Annotated in this window: 21 protein-coding genes and 1 pseudogene; 11 read left to right on the forward strand and 11 right to left on the reverse strand. The window is 63.9% G+C overall.

Annotated features, from left to right (window positions below; genetic code table 11):
• Positions 1-152 precede the first annotated feature (152 nt).
• The 4 genes from EN852_RS18365 to EN852_RS18380 form a co-directional block, all read right to left on the reverse strand.
• Positions 153-1,025 carry a glycoside hydrolase family 16 protein gene (locus EN852_RS18365; RefSeq protein WP_127876325.1) on the reverse strand — a complete coding sequence of 291 codons (873 nt, stop codon included), beginning with the start codon at positions 1,023-1,025 and terminating at the stop codon, positions 153-155.
• A 194-nt stretch (positions 1,026-1,219) separates the two neighbouring features.
• A complete protein-coding gene (locus EN852_RS18370; RefSeq protein WP_127876326.1) occupies positions 1,220-1,597 on the reverse strand; it encodes a hypothetical protein in 378 nt (125 codons plus the stop codon).
• Between the two features lie 124 nt (positions 1,598-1,721).
• Entirely contained in the window at positions 1,722-2,744 is a 1,023-nt protein-coding gene (locus EN852_RS18375) for a glycosyltransferase family 2 protein (RefSeq protein ID WP_127876327.1), read from the reverse strand.
• A gap of 10 nt (positions 2,745-2,754) precedes the next feature.
• Positions 2,755-3,957: a nucleotidyltransferase family protein gene (locus EN852_RS18380; protein ID WP_127876328.1), complete on the reverse strand. Its 1,203-nt coding sequence runs from the start codon at positions 3,955-3,957 to the stop codon at positions 2,755-2,757.
• A 500-nt stretch (positions 3,958-4,457) separates the two neighbouring features.
• Between EN852_RS18380 and EN852_RS18385 the strand changes: the two genes are divergently transcribed.
• The 6 genes and pseudogenes from EN852_RS18385 to EN852_RS18410 all read left to right on the forward strand — a co-directional run bounded on the left by EN852_RS18385 (position 4,458) and on the right by EN852_RS18410 (position 10,251).
• Complete coding sequence (locus EN852_RS18385; RefSeq protein WP_127876329.1) at positions 4,458-4,610, forward strand: lasso RiPP family leader peptide-containing protein; 153 nt, start codon at positions 4,458-4,460, stop codon at positions 4,608-4,610.
• Positions 4,611-4,760: 150 nt separating this feature from the next.
• Entirely contained in the window at positions 4,761-5,060 is a 300-nt protein-coding gene (locus EN852_RS18390; protein ID WP_127876330.1) for a PqqD family protein, read from the forward strand.
• Complete coding sequence (locus EN852_RS18395; protein WP_246694321.1) at positions 5,044-5,460, forward strand: lasso peptide biosynthesis B2 protein; 417 nt, start codon at positions 5,044-5,046, stop codon at positions 5,458-5,460. The genes EN852_RS18390 and EN852_RS18395 overlap by 17 nt, the downstream gene beginning before the upstream one ends.
• 3 nt (positions 5,461-5,463) lie before the next feature.
• Positions 5,464-7,376 (forward strand): annotated as a pseudogene (locus EN852_RS18400) (lasso peptide isopeptide bond-forming cyclase).
• Positions 7,373-8,347, forward strand: a complete 975-nt coding sequence (locus EN852_RS18405; protein ID WP_127876331.1) for a serine kinase — start codon at positions 7,373-7,375, stop codon at positions 8,345-8,347. Before EN852_RS18400 ends, EN852_RS18405 begins: the two are co-directional and overlap by 4 nt.
• An 8-nt stretch (positions 8,348-8,355) precedes the next feature.
• Entirely contained in the window at positions 8,356-10,251 is a 1,896-nt protein-coding gene (locus EN852_RS18410) for an ABC transporter ATP-binding protein (protein ID WP_127876332.1), read from the forward strand.
• On the opposite strand, the gene EN852_RS18415 is transcribed toward EN852_RS18410, so the two are convergent.
• A complete protein-coding gene (locus tag EN852_RS18415) occupies positions 10,225-10,497 on the reverse strand; it encodes an exopolysaccharide production repressor exox (RefSeq protein ID WP_127876333.1) in 273 nt (90 codons plus the stop codon). The genes EN852_RS18410 and EN852_RS18415 overlap by 27 nt on opposite strands.
• A gap of 607 nt (positions 10,498-11,104) precedes the next feature.
• Here EN852_RS18415 and EN852_RS18420 point away from each other — a divergent pair.
• The 4 genes from EN852_RS18420 (at position 11,105) to EN852_RS18435 (ending at position 15,698) form a co-directional block, all read left to right on the forward strand.
• Positions 11,105-11,782 (forward strand): sugar transferase, encoded by a 678-nt coding sequence (locus EN852_RS18420; RefSeq protein WP_042645112.1) that lies wholly within the window; start codon positions 11,105-11,107, stop codon positions 11,780-11,782.
• Between the two features lie 202 nt (positions 11,783-11,984).
• Positions 11,985-13,163 carry a polysaccharide biosynthesis/export family protein gene (locus tag EN852_RS18425; RefSeq protein WP_246694322.1) on the forward strand — a complete coding sequence of 393 codons (1,179 nt, stop codon included), beginning with the start codon at positions 11,985-11,987 and terminating at the stop codon, positions 13,161-13,163.
• Between the two features lie 119 nt (positions 13,164-13,282).
• Complete coding sequence (locus tag EN852_RS18430) at positions 13,283-14,374, forward strand: acyltransferase (protein WP_127876334.1); 1,092 nt, start codon at positions 13,283-13,285, stop codon at positions 14,372-14,374.
• A gap of 40 nt (positions 14,375-14,414) precedes the next feature.
• Complete coding sequence (locus tag EN852_RS18435) at positions 14,415-15,698, forward strand: O-antigen ligase (protein WP_127876335.1); 1,284 nt, start codon at positions 14,415-14,417, stop codon at positions 15,696-15,698.
• Here the strand turns inward: EN852_RS18435 and EN852_RS18440 are convergent, their stop codons facing one another.
• From EN852_RS18440 to EN852_RS18455, 4 genes are all read right to left on the reverse strand, one after another.
• On the reverse strand, positions 15,699-17,795 hold the full coding sequence (locus EN852_RS18440; RefSeq protein ID WP_127876336.1) for an ABC transporter permease subunit: 2,097 nt from the start codon (positions 17,793-17,795) through the stop codon (positions 15,699-15,701). It lies immediately after the preceding gene.
• Positions 17,792-18,853, reverse strand: coding sequence for a betaine/proline/choline family ABC transporter ATP-binding protein (locus EN852_RS18445; protein ID WP_127876337.1), 1,062 nt, complete (start codon positions 18,851-18,853; stop codon positions 17,792-17,794). The genes EN852_RS18440 and EN852_RS18445 overlap by 4 nt, the downstream gene beginning before the upstream one ends.
• 94 nt (positions 18,854-18,947) lie before the next feature.
• Positions 18,948-19,889, reverse strand: a complete 942-nt coding sequence (locus tag EN852_RS18450; protein ID WP_127876338.1) for an ABC transporter substrate-binding protein — start codon at positions 19,887-19,889, stop codon at positions 18,948-18,950.
• A gap of 111 nt (positions 19,890-20,000) precedes the next feature.
• A complete protein-coding gene (locus tag EN852_RS18455) occupies positions 20,001-21,038 on the reverse strand; it encodes an alcohol dehydrogenase catalytic domain-containing protein (RefSeq protein ID WP_127876339.1) in 1,038 nt (345 codons plus the stop codon).
• A 111-nt stretch (positions 21,039-21,149) separates the two neighbouring features.
• On the opposite strand from EN852_RS18455, the gene betI reads away from it, so the two are divergent.
• Positions 21,150-21,788 carry a transcriptional regulator BetI gene (gene betI / locus EN852_RS18460; RefSeq protein WP_189401396.1) on the forward strand — a complete coding sequence of 213 codons (639 nt, stop codon included), beginning with the start codon at positions 21,150-21,152 and terminating at the stop codon, positions 21,786-21,788.
• A gap of 59 nt (positions 21,789-21,847) precedes the next feature.
• On the opposite strand, the gene EN852_RS18465 is transcribed toward betI, so the two are convergent.
• A complete protein-coding gene (locus EN852_RS18465) occupies positions 21,848-22,675 on the reverse strand; it encodes an SDR family NAD(P)-dependent oxidoreductase (RefSeq protein WP_127876341.1) in 828 nt (275 codons plus the stop codon).
• 18 nt (positions 22,676-22,693) lie between these two features.
• The gene (locus tag EN852_RS18470) at positions 22,694-23,464 is read right to left on the reverse strand and encodes a glucose 1-dehydrogenase (protein ID WP_127876342.1); all 771 of its coding nucleotides are present in this window, start codon (positions 23,462-23,464) and stop codon (positions 22,694-22,696) included.
• Between the last annotated feature and the right edge of the window lie 3 nt (positions 23,465-23,467).

Below are 23,467 nucleotides of genomic sequence, written 5' to 3' on the forward strand. Positions count from 1 at the left end.
AGCGGCCCGGCCGGTTCAGATGTCCCCAGGCCCAACGGCCTGGCTGGTTCGGCATGATCTTACCCCAAAACCGGTTCCACTTTTGGGGATCATGCCTCGTTAGTTCCGCATGATCTTATCCCGAAACCGGGTCCCGCTTTCGGGGATCATGCTCAGTTGCTGTTACTTATGCTGCATGCCAGCGATTCCGGAAACTGGCACGGCTGGCCCAAAGCGGTGAAAGCGACCCGCTTGACCTGCATGGTGACCTTGCTGCCGGGATCTGTGAAAGCGCCCATCCAGTTGGTCAGCTTGTCGCTGCCCCAGAGGCTGAAGAAGATTTTCTGCGAGTGCGTCGGCAATTCGTCGGGGTTGGTCACCTCATGGACAAGCTTGCCGTTGACGTACCAGCGCAGCCGGTCCTTCTCCCAGACGAAGCCGTAATCGTTGAAGCCCTTGTCGGCGCCGCCCTCGACGTCGACCAGCTTGCCGTTCTTCGGCTTGCCCTGGATGTAGCTGTTGACCTGGACTTTCGACGGGTCCTTGGTGAGGACCTCGAAGTCGATCTCATCCCAGGGCTGTTTGTCCTGCGGGCCGATATAGGAGAAGAAAGCGGCGTTGAGGCCGGAGCCGGTGCCGGTCTTCATCCGCGCCTCATAGACGCCGTAGCCGTAACGCTGCTTGGTCTGGATCTCGGCGCAGGCGAACTCCCGGTCCTTGAGCTTGCGCTTTTCGAAGCTTAGCGACAGCACGCCGTCGGAAAGCCGCACGAGATCCTTCGACCAGGTGCAGTTCTGATGGGCGCCATTGGTCCAGCCGTCCGAGACGAACCAGCGGGACTGGTTGAAATTGGAGAAATTGTCGACGAAGGACGGCGCGCTTTTCAGCTCTGGTTGGGTCCCTTGCGCATGCGCGGGATGCAGGGTCGCGGCGATTGCAAACAGGACGGCGGCCGCGCCGAGCCGCAGGCTGGCTAATCCACTCCCCGGCGCATGCGACATCGCGCAAGCCGCCACGGTGGAGGTGTTGTCGGGATCTACATTCATAACAAACTCACCTTGTGTTGTTCCGCCCCAACCCAAAGTCATTCTTGGCTCGAGCGAGCGAGCCGCCTCTGATCCTGCGCCCTTTTGAACTCCTCTCATTCCTTGTTTTTTCGCAATTCCGAACGGAAAACCGCTCACACTTTTCCTGGAATTGCTTCAGTGCCTCGTACCGATGACGGCGCCCGTGGGCGCCGTCAGCCTCTTGCCGTGGACTGCGAAGCAGACCGATCGGCGCCATCCTCTACAATCGCGTCGAGCGAACGGCGCAGTTCCTTCACCAAGCCTTTCTGCCGAGCGAGCTCCGCAATGCGCCGCTCGCAGTTCAGGATCGAGTTGGTCATCACGCTGACATCCGATCCCCTGCTAGCCGATGCCGAACCATTCTCCATCGCCTCGACCAGAAAGGCCGCGTTGGCTGCCGTCGACCTGTAGCGATTCTCCAGTCCCGTTTTCTCCGTCTCGATCTCGGCCGCGATCTGGTCGAACAGCTTCGCCAACCGGTCGAAACGCTGGAGATCGGTCTGCCGGTCGCGAGCCGGATTCCGGGATCTGAAGCCAAAAATCGAAGCCATCCTGCCGGCCTTTCGAAATTGCTGCATTGCAGCATAGACTGCCACCCCTGCGGCGGCTAGGCAACATCATAGTTTTCAGAATGCGGATTTTTTGAGGGCCGGCGGCTTCCGGGACGATACGGGATCACTCGTTTGCGGCGCTGCTTGCCGCCATCAGGAAGCGCATCGGCGGCACTTGCTGCCTTGCGGCAATGCCGGTGCGGCGGAACAGCGCGTCGAGCTTGTCGTTGGCGACGCCGCGAACGATCGGGATCAGATTCGACTGGCTGGCGAAGGCGTAAGCCGCGGCCGACGCCAGGCCGCGCTCGGCCTTCACGTCGAGGAAGTTGCGCAGCCGGTATTTGTCGCGGACATGACGCTCGTGGCGCCGCAACGCCGCTTTCGAGCGTTCGGGAAGGTTGTCGATCTGAAGCAACGCCAGATCGGCATCGGCAAGGCGCTTCAGATCTTGAGTCCTGTGGCGGCCGCTCAGCGAATCGGCGCGCACGATAGCGCCATAGCCGCAGCACTTGATGATCTTGAACCGCGCCCCGCTGGCGACAGCGCGCGCATAGAGCTCGTAGTCTTCGCCAAGACGCAGGTTTTCATCGTAAGTCAGCCCATGCCGTTCGAGGAAAGCCCGGCTGATCACTGGCTTGAGGAAGCCGAGCTCGCCGCGCAGGACGCGGCGGCGCGAGATGTTGCCCTCGATGAAGCGCTCGAAATCGAGAAATTCCGGATCGGCGGCGAAAGGCGGTGCGGCGACCCTGGAGAGGTCGGTCGCGGCATCGTCGCGGATCAGCATGATGTTGTCGGCGGCGAAATCCCAGTCGGCGGCGGCGAAAAGCCGGCGAAAGCGGCCTTCGAGGAAGAAATCGTCGGCGTCAAGGATGCTGATGAAGGGCGATCTGGAGGCCTGGATGGCGACGTTGCGCGCGGAGGAAGGACCGCGATTGACGTCGAGACGGATGACGGCAAGCCGGCCGCTGCCGTCGTCGGCGGCCAAAGCCACATCGCGGGTGTTGTCGGTGGAAGCGTCGTCGACCACGACGACTTCGGCGACTTCCGTCTCGCGCAGCGCCGAGGCGATGGCGACGGGAATCGTCCGCGCCGCATTGCGTGCGGCAATGATGACGCAAACCGCCGGGCTCGTCACAGGCGTCGTCATGGGCATGGGTTCACCTTTCGCTTGTATGAGTGGCTGTCCCGCCCGCGATCTTGATCGCGCCGTCCGGCGCCGGCGCGACGGCGGCCGGTCGCTCGAAGATGCGCCGGCTGAGGTCGGCGGAGGCCGCCCAGCCGGCCTCCGCCAGGTAGCGGACGGGCTCGTGGCCGCACAGTTCCCACAGCACATGGCGACGCTGCGGCCAGCGCAGCGACGCGAGCCAGGGCGCGATCACCATGTGGAAGAGGTCGGCGTTGCCGATACGCGCCAGGATGCGGGCGGCGCGATCCGAAAGCAGCGTGCCGGTGGCGCCAAGCAGCACGTCGGCGGCGCGCAACCCCAGAAGCAGCGTGTCCGCAAGACCCTGCTCGGCGGCATGATCGAGCACCGTCTGCTGCTCGGCCTCGCTCAGCCGGTTGGCGCTGGCCCGGACATCGCAGACATAGCCGGCGCAAGGCTCGCGGTTGAAAAAGGCCTTGGCGACGCTGATCGACGACAAAAGCAAGGTGTCTGCTGCCGAGATGATCGGCATGGCCGCGCCGGCCACCTCGACTACACGCTTGCGGCGCAGGAAGCCGTCTATGTCGCGCGGGCTTGGCGAACCCGGCTGCTGCAGCCGATGGTGGAGGTCGACCGTCGACGCTCTCGTGCCGTCCTCGCGAACCATGTGCTGCTCGCCGAGGAAGCGCACCCACCAGACCGAGCGCGACTTGCCGGCAACCTCGTAGCCGATGGTCCGCAGCGCCGCGCGCGCCTCGGCAAAGCTCGCCGGGGAAACCAGTATGTCGACATCGCCGGAAGGCTTCATGAAGTGATCGCCATAGAGCCTATGCTGCTGGAGCGGCCCCTTGAGGAAGACGAAATCGACCCGCCGGTCGCGAAGCACGCGATCGATGGCCAGCGAATCGCCGATGCAGGCGGCGTTCATCGACATGGTGCGCCGCCGATAGCCGTCGAGCCAGCCAGGCAAACCGGGAGGCGCCGCGCCGGCGGGGGCACGCGCGAGCGCCTTGAGCATGAATACGGCGACCTTGTTCAGTCTTGCGATGTCGGCGACGTGAGCCGCCGAGATTGCCGGCGCGGGCATATCGGCCTGGCCGTCGGCGGCGTCGGCGCCGGGTGCGAAAAACAGCCTCAGACAGGCCTGCACATAGGCGACTTCATCGGCACAGCCGGCGGCACGCAGCCTTTCATACGAGCCATCCTGCATTGTCATGCCCGATGTCGCTCTCCGCAAAAAAGCCGCCCGAGTGATCTATACCGCACTTGCGAAGAAAAACACTGGGAAAATTAACACGACCGCCCAAGAGGCGGCCAAAGCCGCTTCAACTCCGCAACCTAAGCGTTTAAAATCCCACACATTCAATCACTTTTGAAGACATGCCGCCGGGACGACGCTGCGAGCCGAAAAGCAGTGGCTTTTGGAGCAATTTCTTCACACCCGTGAAACGGATTTGTCGCTCAAAAAATTATAATAAATAAATCAATTACTTATTCCATCGATGAGGACGCTCGGTTGAATTCCTGAGCGATTGAGGATTACGATAACGATGCTCATGGACTAATCATCAAGGAAGGCAAGCGCAACCAAGAATTGATTAATGCTTGGTGAATTACGCTTGACTCATGAATGTTGCCATGCAGCAATCGCATTGCAGCATAGCGATATGCTGGCGGCGTTCTGCGGCCGCTTCCAGTCCTTAATTGGAGAGTAAAATGGAACAGAATGTTGAGGAGCATGAGTACGAAACCCCCAGTTTGACGGTTCATGGTTCGATTGAAACCATCACGCAGGGTGGCGCTGGCACGACGGCGCTCGACGTGAGCTTTCCCGCACACACGCCGGTCGGCGAGCTGACTTTCTCATAAGCCTACAGGCATCCGGGCGTCTAGTTGGGGCTCCGGATACAATAGGTGAGCCGGGGGGCTTTTGTCCCCCGGCTTCCCGCCGAGGATCGCAGGCAACCGATCCCTGGCCAAGGTCCAACGGGCGCGGCGGGCCAGCAACGAGGTTTTAGCATGCACTGGAACCCTTCGGACCATGACCGCGTGGTCGCGACCGGCGAAGCGGTGGCTTGTGAATTTGGTGCCGGATTGGCGCTGCTCCACCTCAAATCCAATGTCTATTACAGCCTGAACAGCGTCGGCGCCTTCATCTGGGAGCAGATCCAGGAGCCGCGATCCATCCTCGATATCCGCGGCGCCGTGCTTGCGCGCTACAATGTCGATGCCGAGCGCTGCAAGGCCGATGTCGAGGGCTTGCTGAAGGGGCTGACCGAAGCAGGGCTTGCGAGGCTCCACAGTGAGGAACTGGTCTAGGTTCCGCTCGCTGAGCGGCCGGGAGATGCTGTTTCTGGCGCGCTGCCTGGCGGTGGTGAGCGTGGTGCGGCTCGCGCTGACGCTTTCCTCCTACAACCGCGTCCGCAGCCTGGTCACGCGGCTTGATGCGAGGCGCGACGCCGGCATCGCCGACCTGCGGCGCGTTGCCTGGGGCGTTGCCGCCGCCGCGCGGCTGGTGCCGGGCGCCAGTTGCCTCACCCAGGCACTGGCGGGGCAATATCTGCTCGCACGCCAAGGCAACGCCTCGAAGATCAGCATCGGCATCGAAAAGGGGACGGGCAGCGAGCTCAGGGCGCATGCCTGGTTGATGAGCGGCAACCACATCGTGCTCGGGGGCTCGATCAACGGATTCACCCACCTTGTCGACCATGGGTCGTGAGAGATGAGCGGCGTGGCCGGCATCATGCATATCGACAACGGCAGGCCCGTCGCGGCCAGCGATATCCAGCAGATGCTTTCGCGCATGCGCCATCGTGCCCGCGACGGCAGCTCATGGCGGACGGAGGGCAGCGTGGCGCTCGGCCATGCCTGGCTCGACACGACCGGCGAGGACGGGCCCGGTCCGCTGGCGATGGCCGGCGGCAAGCTCGCCATCACCGCCGATTGCCGGCTGGACAACCGCGACGAGCTTCTGGCGCGACTGGGCCTGCGCGACCGGTCAATTGCCGACGCGATGCTCATCATGCGCGCCTACCTGAAATGGGGCGAGGCCTGCCCAACCTACCTGCAAGGCGACTTCGCCTTCGCGATATGGGACCGCGAGCGTCAGGCGCTGTTTTGCGCGCGCGATCACTTCGGCGTCAAACCCTTCTACTATCATTCGACCGGAAGGCGCTTTGCTTTCGCCTCGGAGATCGGGCCGATCCTGGCGCTGGACGGTGTCGGCAGGCGCCTCAGCGAGCACCAGATTTCCGGTTTTCTCGCCGGCCTGCCGGTTGATCCGCAGGCCACGCCTTACGCCGAAATCTTCCGCTTGCCGGCGCGGCACAGCATGATGGTGGCGGGCCACGGGATCGTGTTGCGACGCTACTGGCAGATCGAGCCGTCACAGCGGCCGCCGCGCCCTGACGCGGCCGAGGAATTCAGGCATCTCTTCGCGCAATCGGTGGAGAACCGGATGCGTGGCACGCCGGCTGTCGGCGCCATGCTGAGCGGCGGCCTCGATTCATCCTCGATCACCTGCCTTGCAAGCCTCAGGGCAGCGGCGACACGCAACCCGAAGCTCAAGACTTTCTCGCTGGTCTTCGACAAGGGCTCGTCCATGGACGAGAAACCGTTCATCGATGCGGTGCTCGACGGCAATCCGCTCGACGCCACGCTGATCGCCGTCGGCAATTACGCGCCCTTCGCCGAGTTCGAGCGCATACTGGAGGAGCAGGAAGGCACGTTCCTGGCACCAGGCCTGTCCTTGACGCGCGACCTTTACCGAACGGCGGGCGCAAAGGGCGTCAAGGTGCTTCTCGACGGGCATGGCGGCGACGAGGTCGTCTCGCAGGGCCACGGACACCTTCACGAACTCGCCAATGCCGGCAGGTGGCTGGAGCTTTGGCGCGAGTTGCGCAGCGCGGCCAACACCTATGGCGAGGGCATGCTTCCCCTCTATTTCAAATTCCTGACCATCTATGGGCCGGCCTGGCGGATCGCCAGGATGAAGGCGGCGGCCAAACGCCTTGTCCGCAAGGTGCGGCGCGGACCAGCGCAGGCGCCACGCGCCGCCTGGGCGGGTCTGGTCAATCCGGATCTTGCCGGGCGCACCGATCTTGCCGAACGCTTTCATCGCAGCGGCTATATGCCCGCCGCCGTCAGTGCCAGCGAAGCGCTGACGCATCGCTGGCTTCTGTCGACAGGGCTGGTGCCGCACGCTTTCGAAGTGCTCGACAAGGCCGCCGCCAATTTCGGCGTCGAGCCACGCTATCCGTTCTGGGACAAGCCCCTCGTCGAATTCTGCCTGGCGTTGCCCGGCGAGGAAAAGCTCAAGGACGGTTTTGGCCGCCATGTGCTGCGCCGGGCCATGCAAGGCATTCTGCCGCCGGCGGTGCAATGGCGGCGCGACAAGATCGATTTCACCCCAACCTGGTCAACGGCATGCTCGGCAACCACCGCGAGCTTCTGGACAGGCTGCTGATATCGGACAGCGAGCGGATCGCGCCCTATGTCAACCTGCCCGCAGTGGCCGCGGTCTATGACCGGATGCTGCGCCAGCCCGAGCGGGCGACCCTGCCGGACGTCCAGCATGTCTGGCGCGCCGTTTCGCTGTCGCTGTGGCTGCAGCAAGTTCAGGGAAGCCCCGCATGAACCTTCCGGCCGCTTCCCTTGCGCGGCCCGAGCCGCAAACGGCGGCGGCAAGCAAGCGTGTCCGCCGTTTCTACAAGGCCTACGGGCTGGTGATCGGTTCCGAAGTGGCCTTGCCGGAGCTGGAGCCGACGGCTCCGGCGACGCCGGATCTGGAGATCGCGGTCAGGCCGGTCGATTTTCCCGGCCGGGCATCCCAGGACGCCACCGCCTTCCGTTTCGAACCGACGCGCCAGTATCTTTCCTGGCAGGCGGTCGGCACGTTCATGATCAGCAGCGCCAACCGCATCGATGTCGATCCGGCGCCAGGGGTCGACGATCCGCTGCTCGCCTTTCCGCTACTCGGGCCGGTGATGGCGCTCGCCCTGCATCAGCGCGGGCTGCTCGTCCTGCATGCCAGCGCCATTGAAGTCGACGGCAAAAGCGTGATCTTCATGGGCGACAAGGGCGCCGGCAAATCAACGACGGCGGGGGCGATGATCCGCGCCGGCCATCGGCTGCTCACCGACGATGTCGTGGCGCTGGATTTGTCCGACCCGGGCCGGCCGATCATCCTGCCCGGGTTCCCGCAGCTCAAGCTTGCGGCGGACGCGGCCGGCGCCATTCGCCTCGAACGGGCGGAGGTGCGCCCGCAGGTGCATCCGCAGATCGACAAGGCGCAGCATCGGCTGCGTGACGGATTTGCGCCCGGAGCGGTTCCGGTATCGCGCATCTATGTGCTCGAGCGGGGCGTGCGGGCGGCGACCTCCCCGATGTCCGGCGCGGCCGCGCTGCCGGCGATCATCAAATTCTCTTATATCACGCGGTTTGGCCGGCAGGCGCTGCCGGGCGATTTCGCCGCCCTGCACCTGCGCCAAAGCGCGCAGATCGCCGGGCGGATCGGCGTAAGCCGGCTGGAAGTGCCGGCCGGACTAGACCGGATCGACGAAGCGGTCGCCGCGATCGAAACCGACCTGGCGTACGGGACAAGGTGAGCCGGGACATGGGATGGTCCTCGAAGCTTCGCCTGTCGCTTTTCCGAGATGTCGCCAGCTTTGGCGCCATGATGGCGCATGTCGGCGGGCGCCGCACGGCGACGGCGCTTGTCTTCCTGATCCTGGGAAGCCTCACCGAAGGCATTTCGATCCTGCTGCTCGTGCCGCTGCTGCGTCTGATCGGCAAGGCCGATCAGGATTATGCGGTGCGGGTGCCGGAAGCCTTGCATTGGCTGGTGCCCGGCGGAACGCTGTCGCTGGCGACGGTGCTCTCAATGCTTGTCGCGCTGGTGGCGCTGCAGGCGATTTTCAACCGCTTCAAGTCGGTCTATATGGCGCGGCTGCTCTATGATTTCGTCAACCGCGTGCGCATGAACCTGTTCGAAAGCATCGGCCGGGCGCGCTGGGGCGTTTTCACCCGCATCCGCAGCTCCGACCTCGACCATGCGCTGAACGGCGACGTCGACCGGGTGCAGGTGGCTGCCTTCTCGCTGCTGATGCTCACCCAGGCCACATTGCTTCTCACCGGCTATCTCGTGGTCTCGCTGTTCATCTCGCCGGTGATGACGTCTTTTGCCATCCTCATCGGCCTGGTGCTGCTGGTTGCGCTGCAGCCGTTCCGGGCACGCGCCAGCGCCTATGGCCGCACGCTGACCGGCAATCGCCAGGACCAGTATCGCACGGTCTCCGAGTTCCTCGGCGGCATCAAGGTCGCCAAGAGCCTCAATGTCGAGGCGAGCTATTTCGCCGAACTCGGCGCGACGCTGGACAGGATGAACGCCGACAACATCGCCTTCGTCCGCAACTCCTCGCTCGGCACCGCCCTGTTCCAGATGGCGAGCGTGATTGGGCTCAGCCTCTTCATCTACATCGCGCTGGTCCGCTTCCACCTGTCGTTGGCGGAGATCGTCGTGCTGCTCCTGGTCTTCATGCGGGTCGCGCCGCGCTTCATGGACATGCAGCTTCAAACCCAGCAGGTGCTGATCAACCTGCCGGCCTACGCTTCGATGCAAGCCCTTCAGGCCCGCTTCGACGCCGAGCGCGAGCCGACCCAAAGCATGGCCGAACGAGGCGCGAGACTGTCGCTCGAGACCGGCCTCAACATCCGCGAGGTATCGTTCGCCTATGGCGAGGGTGACGCAAGACCGGTGGTCAGCGATATCACCTTCGGCCTGCCTGCCGGCAAGGTGACGGCGCTGATCGGCCCTTCCGGTTCCGGCAAGAGCACGATCGCCGATGTGCTGCTCGGGCTGCTCGAACCCACTAGCGGCCGGATCCTGGCCGACGGCGTGGAGATCACCGCGCAGAATCGCAGGGCGTGGCGCGATCAGGTCGCCTATGTGCCGCAGGACGTGTTCCTGCTGCATGACACGATCGCCGCCAATCTTCGTCTTGCCGCGGCTGGGGCCAGCGACGAGGAGCTATGGGCGGCGTTGCGCAACGCCCATGCGGCCGATTTCGTGGAACGGCTGGCATCGCGGCTCGATACGGTGGTGGGCGATCGCGGCGTCCGGCTTTCCGGCGGCGAGCGGCAGCGCATCGCGCTGGCGCGGGCGCTGCTGCGCAAGCCGTCGCTGCTCATCCTCGACGAGGCGACAAGCGCGCTCGACTGGCAGAACCAGTCGCTGATCGCGCAATCGATCGAGGCGCTGCGCGGCCGGATGACGATTTTGACCATCGCGCACCGGCCGTCGATGATCGCCTTCGCCGACTGGGTCGTGGCCATCGAGAACGGGCGCATCGTCGAGGTCGGGCAATATCGGCGTCTGAAGGCAAAAGCCGGCAGCCGCCTTGCCAGAATGCTGTCGGGCGAGCAGGCCGAGCGCGAAGCCTCCCCATCGGCCGAGCCGGAACTGGTCCCAGCCCCAATCGAGCGATCAGTGGAGGCTGCGTCTGGCGCTTAGCTTTTCGCCGTCGGCGACCTTGTTCAGGATTGCCCCGCGGTCGGCTTCGCGGATCCTGTCGGCCGAAGTCGGCGTTGCCTTGCCGATCATGGCAAATACCAGAAGGAAATAACCCGCCTGGATGATGACGGCACAGATGACGGCGCGAAGGACGATGGTGCCCGGCGATGCGCCGTCGACATAAGACCAGCTGATGACGATCGCCAGCGCGAACATCATGCCTATGATGAATTTTGGCAGAGACATGTTCGCCGGCCTCTCAACCGAGACGAGCATGCAGAAGCTGCGACTTACCCACCCGCGTAACTCCCCGTTGCGCCAAAGAGCTCTTTCTGGCTGCCCAATCCGGCCGGTTGCTTCCGGCCTTCCTTACCCATGCAGACTATGACAGGAACAATTTGCGACTCTATTAAGGCGGGCTGACCGGAGCAAGGCCCGGCAGGTATGGTTTCCAAGGATTTTATGAGATCGACTCTGCCATGCTGCGTCGCACACTGCGGCTTGGCCGGCTATTCAATGCCGCTCTTCTCGCTGCAGTAAAACCCAGGCCTTTGAATAGTATTTTACCCGAATAACTTACCATCGCGAGTGCTTCCGGCGGCATGCAACCGCGTTTCTGCTGCAGCAAAGAACGCACTGTCCAAAAAAGGCCCAAAAGGCGGACTACATTTTCCTGGTTTTCTCTCACCTTGTCACAAACGTGCCACAAAGGCGAAAATTTGGGCAGGGAAGGTTTATTATTTAGTCAATTCATGACGTGAACATTTCAGCGCGATGGGAAATTGTGTGTTGCGCTGCAGCATTTTTTTGATATCTTGGCGTAAACCATCCGTTCAACGTATGGAGCTTCTGCATGAGGGATGTCGCCAAGTCGGCTAATGCGGGTTTTGCGCAGGTCGGCGTTGATTTTCCACCCCCCATCGGCGGTCTGCTCAAACGCAGCTTCGATATCGTCGGTTCCCTATCCGGGCTGGTTCTGCTCAGCCCGCTTTTCCTGATGGTCGCCTTGCTGGTCAAGCTTTCGGACAACGGTCCGATCTTCTATGGCCACAAGCGAATCGGGCGTGGCGGCAGGATTTTCTCCTGCCTCAAATTCCGCACCATGGTGCCGGACGGCGAGCGGGTGCTTGCCGCCTATCTGGCGGCCAATCCGGAAGCCAACGCCGAATGGATCGCGACGCGCAAGCTGAAGAACGATCCGCGCGTCACCCGCGTCGGCGCGGTGCTTCGCAAGCTCAGCCTCGACGAGCTGCCGCAGATCCTCAACATCCTGCAAGGCGACATGAGCCTTGTCGGCCCGCGCCCGGTCGTGCGCGACGAGCTGGAAATCTATGGCAGCGCAGCCGTCTATTACCTCAAGTCTCGTCCGGGTCTCACCGGCCTGTGGCAGGTGAGCGGCCGCAACGACGTATCCTATGACACGCGGGTCGCCTTCGATCGCCACTATGTCGAGAACTGGTCGTTGTTCGAGGACATTCGCATCATCTTCAAGACAGTTCCCGCCGTGTGGATGTCGCGCGGCAGCTATTGACCGGAACTATCGACCAACAGGCCTGGCCCGCGGCAACTGGGGCAGGCATCCGGCAGTGATCTCATTCGGGCGGATGGGGCCAAAGCGGATCGGAAACGTTCATTTGACAAAAGACCTCTTCGGACTGTCTTTCGCCTGCAGTCTCATGCCAAGGACACCAGCCCGCTTAGCGGGCGCTTTGCTTGTTGCAGCCTCGCTTGCCATGCCGCAACTGGCTGTCGCCGGCGACTATCAGCTCGGCCCGCAGGACAAGCTCAACATCCGCGTCGCCGAATGGCAGACGGTCGACGGCACGTTCCGCGACTGGTCGGCCATCAATGGCGAGTATTCGGTCGGCCCGGCGGGAACGCTCTCGGTGCCGTTCGTCGGCGACATGCAGGCCGCCGGCAAGACGACTGCGGAGATCGCTTCGGCGATCGGGCTTGCGCTGCAGCGTAAGCTAGCGCTGCCCGACAAGCCGGAAGCCTCGGTCGAGATGGCGCAGTTCCGGCCATTCTACATTTCAGGCGAAGTCCAGAATCCCGGCCAGTTTCCCTTCGTGCCCGATCTGACGGTGCTCAAGGCGGTCAGCATCGCCGGCGGCATAAGGCGCAATGCCGACTATGGTCCTCAGATCGAAAAGGATCTGATCACCGCCAAGGGCAGCTATGACATCTATGACGACCAGCGCTTGCGGTTGATGGTCAAGCGAGCCCGCATCGACGCCGACCTGGCCGGGAAAACGACCTTCGAGGTACCTCAGGAAATCCAGGGTGATTCGAGATTGCCGACCATCGTCGCCGACGAAACGGCGATCCTCGTTTCCGACCAGAAGTCGCTGAAGCTGAAGCTTGATGCGCTCGACCAGTTGAAGGGTGTTCTGCAGTCGGAAATCGAATCGCTGCAAAAGAAGATCGCCAACCAGCAGAAGCAGGTCGACCTGGCGGAGCAGCAGGCAAACAGCATCGGCCCGCTGGCGCAGAAAGGCCTGATTGCCAATGCGCGATTGCTGTCCTCGCAGCAGACGGTCACCGACCTGCAAGGTAAGATCCTGGACTATGAGACGGCCATCCTCACCGCCAAGCAGTCAATCAGCAAGGCAGAGCAGGACGCCATCGATGCCCGTAACACACTGAGTTCGAGCCTCACTGCCGACCGGCAGCAAACGGAGGCAAACCTGAACGAGGCAGGCTTGAGGGTCGGCATGCAGAAGGGCTTGATCGCCCAGGCGTCGGATCCGGCAACGACTGCCGCCCTCACCGGCAATCAAGAACCGCCCCTGCTCTATTCGCTGGTGCGGGTTGCAGACGGCAAGACGAGCGAGATCGAAGCCAAGGAAGACACGCCTGTGCTGCCGGGCGACGTGATCAAGGTGAAGCTCGCGCCGACGGCCAGCCAGTAGCGTCGCCGGCCCGGGCTTGCGCGAAGCGAATCGAGGAACGGAGGCGGGAGGAACACATCAGGCTCGTTCGCGCACGAACGCGAGCGGGCGATCTGTTTTGGACCGCTTGAAGGCATAACATGCAGCCCGCAGCCCCGCGTCACGTGTATCTGAACCTCGACGCCATCCGCGGCGTGGCGGCGATCAGCGTCATGCTCTACCACTTCTCGCCGTTCCTGGCCGACGGCAAGGTGCTGCCGTCGAGCTATCTCGCGGTCGATCTGTTCTTCCTGCTCAGCGGCTTCGTCATCGCGCATGCCTATGACCGCAAGATCGAGAACGGCATGGGCTTCGGCTCGTTCGTGGCGATCCGCCTGATCCGGCTTTATCCGCTTTATCTCGCCGGCACGCTGCTCGGCTTCTTCTACCTGCTGGTCAAGAACAGGCTGATGCCGGCCGAGTACATGCCGCTGTCCGAGATCGGCCTGCAACTGACGACAGGCATGCTCTTCATCCCGCTGGTGAGCGACGCCTATCACACGATCTTCCCGCTCAACCCCGCTTCGTGGTCGCTGTTCTTCGAGCTGATCGTCAACATCGCCTATGTCGCGGTGTTCGTCCTTTTGTCGCGGCGCGTGCTGACGGGAATCGTTGTCGTCAGCCTTGTCTTGCTGGTTGTCGCCTCGGTTTTCGCCGGCACGCTGGATTTCGGCATGACCGGCAAGACCATCGTCAGCGGGCTGCCGCGCGTCACCTTCTCGTTCTTCCTCGGCGTGCTGCTTTGCCGCTCCATGGCGCGCTGGCAAGGCAGCCTCGGCTTCCTGCGGCGCGGCTTGTGGGTCGAGGGCGCGATCCTGCTCACACTTGCCGTCTTCGCCATCGCACCAGCCGGCGGCGCGCGCGTCGTCTACGATCTTGCCGCAATCGTCATCGTCTTTCCGATCATGGTGGCGACCGGCGCGGTGGCACCGACCGCGCCGCTTCTGTCCGGCTTCTATGGCTGGCTCGGGCGGATCTCCTACCCGATCTACATCATCCACACGCCGATGCTGATGATCATCGCCGGAGCCGGCAAGGCCTTCTCGATCGATCCGTTCGCGCATCATCCCTGGTTCGGTATCGTTATGGCGGTCTCCGTCGTCGTCATCGCGGACATTGCCACGCGCGTCTATGACGAGCCGGTGCGGCGTTTCCTGCAGCGGCAGATGCAGCGCGCGCGAGCCGTGGCTTAGCGCGGCTCACTCAAGAAGGACTCAACGGACAAAATCCGGTATGAAGATTCCGAAATCCATTCTGATCGATCCCGATCGCAACGAGACCTATGGCGCCTTCGCGGTCGTGGTTTCCGTGATCGCCTTCGCCTATTCACCCAATTTCGGCCAGATCCTGATCCTCGCCTACTATGCCGTCTGGCTGCCGCTGCTGTTCGTCGACTACCGGCGCTTCACGTGGAGGCTTTCCACCGCCTGGCTGCCCATCACGCTTGCGGCCTATGTCTGCCTCTCGGTGTTCTGGTCCCAGGCGGCGGGCACCAGCGCGCGCGCCGCGGTGCAATATTCCTCGCATATCGCCTGCGCCTATGTCGCGGCGCGCACCATCAGCGTGCGCACGCTGGTGGTGGGCTCACTGATCGGTATCTTCGTCGTTCTGCTCTATTCAATGAAAGTCGGCGGTTATGCGCTCGACATCATGGACGGCACAGTCAATTTCGTCGGCGCCTTTGGTTCCAAGAACCAGGTCGGCTTTTTCGCCTCGCTGGGCATCTTCTTTTGCCTTGCCTTCCTGGCCTTCTATCGGCGCAATTGGCTGGGCTTCGCCTGGACCGCGCCAATCATGCTTTTGTCGGTCTACATGCTGGCAATCGCCCATTCGGCGACGTCCGTGGCCTCGCTGCCGGCCGTGATCGGCGTCGTGTCGCTGCTAACCATGAGCAAGGTGCTGGCGCTACGGTACCGCCGCGTGCTGTTCGTTATCGGCGCCGGCGCGCTGGTGATGTCCGTCGTGGCAGCGCTCAACATGGGCCTGCTGGATGTCGTGCTCGGCATCTTCGGCAAGGATTCGACACTCACCGGCCGCACCTATCTGTGGGAGCAGGGCTGGGAGGCGGCGCAGCAGCATCCGCTGCTCGGCTATGGCTACGCCGCCTACTGGGTGCAGGGTTTTGCCGATCCGGAGCGGCTGTGGGCGGAATTCTATATCTCGACCCGCTCGGGCTTCCACTTCCACAACACCTATATCGAGACGCTGGTGGAAATCGGCTTCATCGGTGTCACCCTGCTGGCGCTTGTCATCCTGCGCGCCTTCTATGGCCATGTGTCGAAAGTGGTGTTCGGCGACTGGAGCGCCGATTCGGTGGTGCTTGCCGGCGCGATCGGACTGATGCTGATCCGCTCCTTCTTCGAGGTCGAGATGCTCGGCCCTTACTTCATGGCGTCCTTCATCGTCTATTACGGCCTGTTCAGGCTGACCCCGTTGCCGGCTTACCGGCGCCGCAGGGTGGCCGTTCCGGCCGAGGACGAGAGGCCTGCCAATGGCCGCGTCCCGGCGCCGGTCTGATCAGCGGGAGGCAGCCGCGGAGCGCGCGACGGCGGCCTGGATGAGCCGGTCAGTCAGGATCGCCAGGAAGGCGATCGACAGGCCGGCGATCAGGCCCATGCCGGCATCGGCCTTGCCGAGCGCGACATAGACCGCCTGGCCAAGATCGCGCGTGCCGACAAGGGCGGCGATGGCCAGCATCGAGAGCGCCGCCATGATGGTCTGGTTGAGGCCGAGCATGACGACCGGCAAAGCGAGCGGCAGCTTGGCCTGCAGCAGCGTCTGCAGCGGCGTCGCGCCCATCTGCTCGACCGCCTCGACGACGTCGGCGCGAACATGCCTCAAGCCATGCTCGACATAGCGGATCGGCGGCACGATGGCGTAGAGCGTGATGGCGATCAGCGCCGTGAACTCGCCGACCTTGAAGAACATCAGCGCCGGGATGAGGAAGACGAATTGCGGCATGGTCTGCAGCGCGTCGCAGATCGGCTTAAGGATATGCGAGACGCGATCGCTATGCGCCGCCCAAACACCGAGCGCGCCGCCGACCAGAAGGCAAAGCAGGACGGCCAGCGTGCAGAGATAGAGCGACTGCACCAGCTGCGGCCAAAGGCCGTTGACCAGGATCAACCCGAAGCCCGCCACCGCGAAGAGGCCGAGCCGCGGCCCGCCCACCTGGCCGGCAAGCAGGGCGACGGCAAGGATGAAGACGGGCCAGGGCAGATCCAGAAAGCCGGTGTAGAGAACGAGGCCGGCGGCCAGGACGGCGACCGCCGCCCGCCAACCGAAGCGGCGCAGGGCCAACGCGGCCAAGGCCGCAACCAAACCCACATAGACGGCCAGCGCCGATGGCGGCAGCGAGAAGCCCCACATCGCCGGCGTCGCCGCACCGGAAATGCCGACGCGCATCGGCAGAAGCAGGCAGTAGAGCATCGCGTTGCGCACGCCGTTGAAGAACCAGGCATAGTCACGCACCAGCCCCAGAAGCCATTGGTTGACGGCGCCCATCTGCATGCGCAGCCCGGTTTCCGGCAGAAGCGCCGCATCGGGCGCGGCGAGCCGGATGAAGACGGCGAGAGCCAGCGCGATCGCCAGCGACAGGGCCAGCCGGCGAGGCGTCATCCAGCGCATGGCGCGCGTCGGTCCGGTCTCGGACGCCTTGGCGAAGCCGATGGTGAGGCGGTCGATGAGGATGGCGAGCAGCGCGATGACCAGGCCGGACAGGATGCTCTGGCCGAACTCGGCCTTGCGCATCGAGGACAGCACTTCCCAGCCAATATCCTCGAAGCCGCCGATGATGGCGGCGACAATCACCATCGACAGCGCCGCCATGGTCGTCTGGTTGAAGCCGACGAGAAGCTGCGGCAGCGCCGTCGGCACCTCGACCTGCCAGAACTGCTGGCGGCGCGTGCAGCCGCTCATCAAGCCGGCCTCGCTGATCGCCGCTGGCACACGGTCCAATCCGAGCATGGTGTTGCGCACCATCGGCGGCGTCGAATAGATCGCTGAAGAAATTAGCCCGACCACCGGTCCGAAGCCGAACAGCAAAAGCAGTGGAATGAGATAGGCGAAGGCCGGTACGGTCTGCATCAGGTCGAGCGCGCCGACGAGCACCGGGCGCACGCGCGGACGGGCATAGCCAAGGACGCCGAGGACGAAGCCGAGCACGATCGAGATCGGCACCGCCAGGAGCACGAGCGCCAGCGTGTTCATGCTCTGCGGCCAGTAGCCGGCGAGCAGGATATAGGCGAGCGTGGCCAGCGCGAAGATCGCCAGCCTTTCGCCGCTCGACTTCAGCGCAAGGGCGGCGACGGCCAGCATCACGGCCGGCCAGGGCAGCCAGGCAAGCGCCAGCCGCGCGCCGCGCATCGGCGCATCGAGCAAGGCGGAGAGCGCCCGAAACCCCGGCTGGATGACGGCGACGACCACGTCGTTCACGGCGTTGATGTAGGAGGCCAGCGGCAGCGTCCATTCCTTGGGGAAATTGACCAGCCAGGGAAGCTCGGTTTTCAGAAGCAGGCAAAGCGCCGTCAGCACGGCCAGCGCGCACCAGGGAACAAGGGCCGGCGCGATGGCGAGCCTTTGCGCGGATGGTGCGATCGCGGCCGGCGCCGTCATGAGCTTTTGCGCCTCGCCTGCTCGCGCTCCAGCACCGCAAGCACCGCGCCGGCGCTGAGCACCGCCGGCGGACCGTCACCCGCACCGGGAACGGCGAAAGCGCCCACGCCGGAGGCGAGCTGCGGGATAAGCGCCTCAAGGCTGGTATCGGCGGCGACGCTGCGCTCCGGCAGCGCCGCGCCATTGGACGGCGTGGCGATGTCGCCGGCGGTGATGACGCGCAGCAGCGGCATTTCCTCGGTGAACTGCGCGACATAGTCGTCGGTCGGATTGAGCACGATGTCGGCCGGGCGGCCGATCTGCACGATCTTGCCCGCCCGCATGATCGCCAGCCGGTCGGCCAGGCGAAAGGCCTCGGCGATATCGTGGGTGATGAAGATGATAGTCTTCTTCAGCATGCGCTGAAGGCGCAGGAACTCGTCCTGCATCTGCTTGCGGATCAGCGGATCGAGCGCCGAGAACGGCTCGTCGAGGAACCACAGTTCCGGGCCCACCGCCAGCGAACGTGCGATGCCGACGCGCTGCTGCTGACCGCCGGAGAGCTGGTGCGGGAAGGACGCCTCGCGGCCTTCGAGCCCGACCAGCGCGATCATCTCGCGGGCGCGGGCCTCACGCTCCTTCGCCGGCTTGCCCTGGATCTTCAGCGGGAAGGCGACATTGTCCAACACGCTCAGATGCGGCAGCAGGCCGAAATTCTGGAACACCATGCCCATGGCGTGACGGCGCAGCTCGATGAGCTCCTTGCCGCTGGCGGCGAGCAGGTTCCTGCCGTCAAGCAGGATCTCGCCGGCGCTCGGCTCGACCAGGCGCGACAGGCAGCGCACCAGGGTCGACTTGCCGGAGCCCGACAGGCCCATGATGACGAAGATCTCGCCGGTCGCCACCTCGAAGCTGGCATCGACCACCGCCGGCAGATGCGCTTCCGCACGCAGACGCTCTGCCAGCGCATCTGGGTCGATGACATAGCCGCGCGAGTCGAAATAATAGTCCGGGCGTCGGCCGTAGACCTTCCAGACATTGCGGCAGGCAAGCTTTATCGGACGCGCTGCAGTGTTCATTCCGATCGACCCCTGCCGATTGGTCGCCCGGCTCCGCGCATTGCGGAAGCCGGGCCTTTATCGCCCTTAGCCTTTGCCAGGCACATCGGCGAATTTATCCCTTGGCGCCGTCGACCCAGGGCTTCCACACCGCCTCGTTCTTGTCGATCCAGGCCTTGACCACTGCGTCGAGGTCCTCGCCCTTCTTGTCGACGGCAAGCATCATCTTCTCCTGCTCGCCGGCGTCCATCTTGAAGGCCTTGAGGAAGGCGTAAGCCGCCGGCCATTTGGCGCCGAAGCCCGACCAGACGATCTTGTCGACATCCGGCGGGGTGATGCAGTGCTCGTTGGTCTGCTCCTTGCAGGGCGGCATGGTGACCCAGCCGACGTCGTTTTCGGCAAGCGCATAATGCGGCCCCCAGAACATCATCACCAGCGGTGTCTTGGCAGCCTCGGCGGCTTCGAGCTCGGCCACGAGCGCGCCCTCGGAACCGGAGGGAACGGCGGTGTAAGGCATATTGTTGTCGGCAAGGATCGTGGCGGCCCGCGAGCCCCAGTCGGCCGGATAGTCGAGGAAGCGGCCCTTGGGCGCCGTCTCGGGTGTCGCCAATGCCTGCACGCATTCCTGCTTGTTGAGCGCTGTCCAGTCGGGCAGGCCGGGACAGACCGTCTCCATAAATTTCGGGTAGATCCAGCCCTCACGCGTCTTCAGGTCGAGCTTGCCGATATCCTCGATCTGCTTGGCGGCGAGCGTCTTCGGATAGATGTCGCCGACATTGTTCATCCAAACCTCGACCGAGGCGCTGAGCGAGCCGTCGGCGAGACCAGAGAACTGCGGGAAGTTCCCGGCGGTCACATACTCGACCTTGTAGCCGAGCTTTTCGAGAAGCTGTCCGGCGATGTGGGTGGAGACATGCGCGCCGGTCCATTCCAGCATCGCAAGCTTGATCGGCTCGTCCTTGGCGCCGAGATCGGCGGCGGCGACCGGCGCGCTGGCGGCAAGCATCAACGCCAGGCCAATGCCTGCATTTCTTACTCTGTTGATCGTCTTCGGCATGATGGTTCCCCTGTCTGGATGTTATGGTTCAGGTTTCATCCGTGATGGCGAGGCTGCCGCTAGCCTCTCCTGCGTTCCGCGCGCCACTCCCCTGGCCGCCGGAAAATTCCATTACCGCCCAAAGCTGATGACGTACCTCCCTTTCGACTGGCCCCGTTCGAGAGCGACAAGTGCTGCCGACACGTCTTCCAGCCCGATGACCTCGACCGTCGTTTCAAGCGGCTTATCCGCGTGCATGGCGACCAGCTCGCGCATCTCCTGCCTTGTGCCGACGCTGGTGCCGGTGATGACGACGCCGGTGGCCGTCAGCCATTCCTGGACGAGCGGCACCGGCTGGAAGACCATGGCCGCGGCGATGATCCTGCCGCGCGGCCGGATGCCCGCGACCATCGCGTCCCAGGTGGCGGTGGTCGGGGCGAAATTGATGCAGGCGTGGTATTTTTCGCCCGTCGCCGCCAGCCGCGAGGGCAAGTCCGAGTCGGCGATTTCGGTTTCCGCCGCACCGTAGCGGCGGGCGATCTCCAGCTTCGCCGGATCGCGATCGACCGCGAGCACGCTGACGCCGAGCCGGCTGGCGATCTGCACCGCATAAAGGCCGAGGCCGCCGCAGCCGAAGACGATGCATTTTTCGCCGGCTTTCAAGCCGGCCCGCTTCACCGCGCCATAGGCGGTGATGCCGGCGCACATCACCGGCGCGGTGGTCACCGGATCGATGGCTTCGGGAAGCGCCACCGCGAAGCCCGCGTCGCAGACGACATATTCGGCAAAGGCGCCGGGTACGTTCAAGCCATGCGCGCGATGGTGCTGGCAAAAGGATTCGTAGCCATCCAGGCATTCGTCGCACCGGCGGCAGGTGTCGTGGATCCAAGGCACGCCGGCCCGGTCGCCGAGCGACCAGCCGCCGACGCCCTCGCCGATCGCCTCGACGCGACCGATGCCCTCATGACCTATGACGAAGGGTGAAGGCGCGTGCGGCGGAACGCTTTCGCCACGCCAGATATGCACGTCGGTATGGCAGACGCCGCAAGCCTGCAGCCGCACCAATATCTGACCGGGGCCGGCGACGGGACGCGGCACGGTGGTGACGTCGAGCGGCTCGCCGTATCTGCCCAGGACCGCGGCCCGCATCATTTGTGTGTGCGACGTCATCAATAGTCCGTTCGGCATCTGCTTGCCTTCGCAGCGTAGGCCTGCCAAAATCATATGACAATACAAAAATTTGTTAGAGCGTACAAAATTTTCGTCGGATATACGAAACCCATGGCGACCAGGACGAAGAAACAACGCACCCGCATCGAGGACATCAGGCGGGTCGAGCTGATCGAGGCGGCGCACCGCATCTTCTTGCGTGACGGGCTGAAGGGCCTGACGACGACCCGTATCTGCCATGAGGCCGGCATGTCGCAGGGCATCCTGACCTATTATTTCAAGGACAAGGATCAGGTGCTGTTCGAGATGGTGCGCTACGCCAACCGTGTCCTGATGGACGCGGTGGTGGTTAATCTGCGCCAGGCCGAGACCCGATGGGATCGCCTGACGGCGATCGTCGACGGCAATTTCCCGGAAGAAAAGTTCGAGCGCAACACGGCCAATGCCTGGGTGTCCTTCTATGCGGAAGCCGCGCACAATCCACGCTACGCGCGGCTGCAGGAGCTGTTCTACAAACGCCTGCGGTCGAATATCGGCTCGGCGCTTTCGCCGCTGTGGTCGAGAGAGGAAATCGACCATTTCGTGCGCGGCTTCGCCGCGATGCTCGACGGCTTCTGGCTGCGGCGCGGCCATTCCGACGATGCCATCTCGCATCTGGAGGCGCGGGCGCTGCTTGTCGAATATTCGGAAAAGATGCTTGGCGCGGCCGTGGTGTCGAAGCTGAAAAGGCTTCAGTTGCAGGCGGCGTGACGTTTCAGGATGCGTCGCCGGCTGCGAGCGGTTGCAAGCGCTCCATGCCGGCGCGGGTTTCACCATAAAGCTCCGCCGGTGATCTGGATGTTTTCCATGGTGATCCCCTTGGCGACATCCGAGCAAAGGAAGACCGCGAGCGCCGCGATCTCTTCCGGCTGCATCATGCGCCCCTGGGGGTTGCCTTTCCTGAATTCGTCCATCAGCTCCTCGGCGCTGCGGCCCTTGCCCTCGCGCTCGACCACTTGCGCGACGTTGCGGCGCATCAGCTCCGTCTCTACCCAGGTCGGGCTGATCATGACGCAGGTGACGCCGTGTGCCGCGCCTTCGAGCGCCACGCAGCGTGTCAGGCCGAGCAGACCGGCCTTGGAGGCGCAGTAGGCCGGATTGTCCTTCCAGCCGACGGAAGCTGCGGTCGAGCCGATGTTGACGATGCGGCCCCAGCCGCGTTCGATCATGCCGGGCAGGACCGCGCGGGTCGTACGGAACGCCCCGGTGAGGTTGGTGTCGACGATCTTGTCCCACAGCTCGTCAGAATGGCCGCAGACCGGCTGCTCGGCGGTGGTGCCGGCAGCGTTGACGAGGATGTCGGCCGGGCCGATCGCCGCCCGGGCTTCGGCGAAGAAGAGGTTGGTGAGCGCGCTGTCGCGTACGTCGAGATGCGCGGCATGCACCTTGGTGCCGTGCGCGGCGAGCGACGACTTCACGCGCTCGATCTCGTCGGCGCCGGGATAGTAGGCGGCGTCCGCCCTGCCCGCCTGCGGCGGCGCCACATAGGAGCCGACGGCGACATTGGCGCCAGCCTTAGCGAGCGCTGTTGCTATCGCAAAGCCCATCCCCGAAAAGCCACCGGTGACGATGGCGCTGCGGCCGGTCAGATTGGTCATCGCAAACGCGCTCGATGTTCACACAGCAAGATAGCCTCCATCGACGACCATTTCGGAGCCGGTGACGAAATTCGATTCATCCGAGGCGAGATAGAGAACCATGTAGGCGATGTCGTTGGGCTCGCCGAGGAAGCCAAGCGGATGGCGGGACAACGCCTTCGTCTTCTCCTGCTCGAGCGTGCCGAGATCGCGCAGATAATTCTCGGTCTGCGGCGTCCAGATATAGCCTGGATGGATGGAATTGCAGCGGATGCCGTAGCGCTGCTCGGCGCAATGCACCGCGACCGCCTTGGTCAAGGTGCGCACGCCGCCCTTGGAGGCGCAGTAGGCGGCAAGCTCCGCCTCGCCGATGATGCCGTCTATGGAGGAGAGATTGATGATCGATCCGCCGCCGGATTTCTTCATCAATTTGATGCCTGCCTGGCAGCCGAGGAAGACGCCGTCGAGATTGACCGCCATGGTGCGCCGCCATTCGGCTAAAGTCGTGTCCTCGACGTTTTTGGCAATCGCAATGCCGGCATTGTTGACCAGCACATCGAGCCGCCCGAAGCGCTGCTCGATCGCCGCCATGACGGACGACCAATCCTCGGGCTTCGAGACATCGTGGCGTAGCGCCAATGCCTCGCCGCCCGCCTTGACGATCTCCGCCGCCGTATTGCCGGCGCGGCTCTCGTCGATGTCGCTGACGACCAGCCTGGCGCCTTCCGATGCCAGCAAGAGCGACGACGCCCGTCCGAGGCCGAGACCGGCCCCGGTAACGAGCGCCACCTTGCCTGCGACGCGGCCCATTGC

The sequence above is a fragment of the Mesorhizobium sp. M2E.F.Ca.ET.209.01.1.1 genome, from assembly GCF_004010375.2.
Lineage (GTDB): Bacteria > Pseudomonadota > Alphaproteobacteria > Rhizobiales > Rhizobiaceae > Mesorhizobium.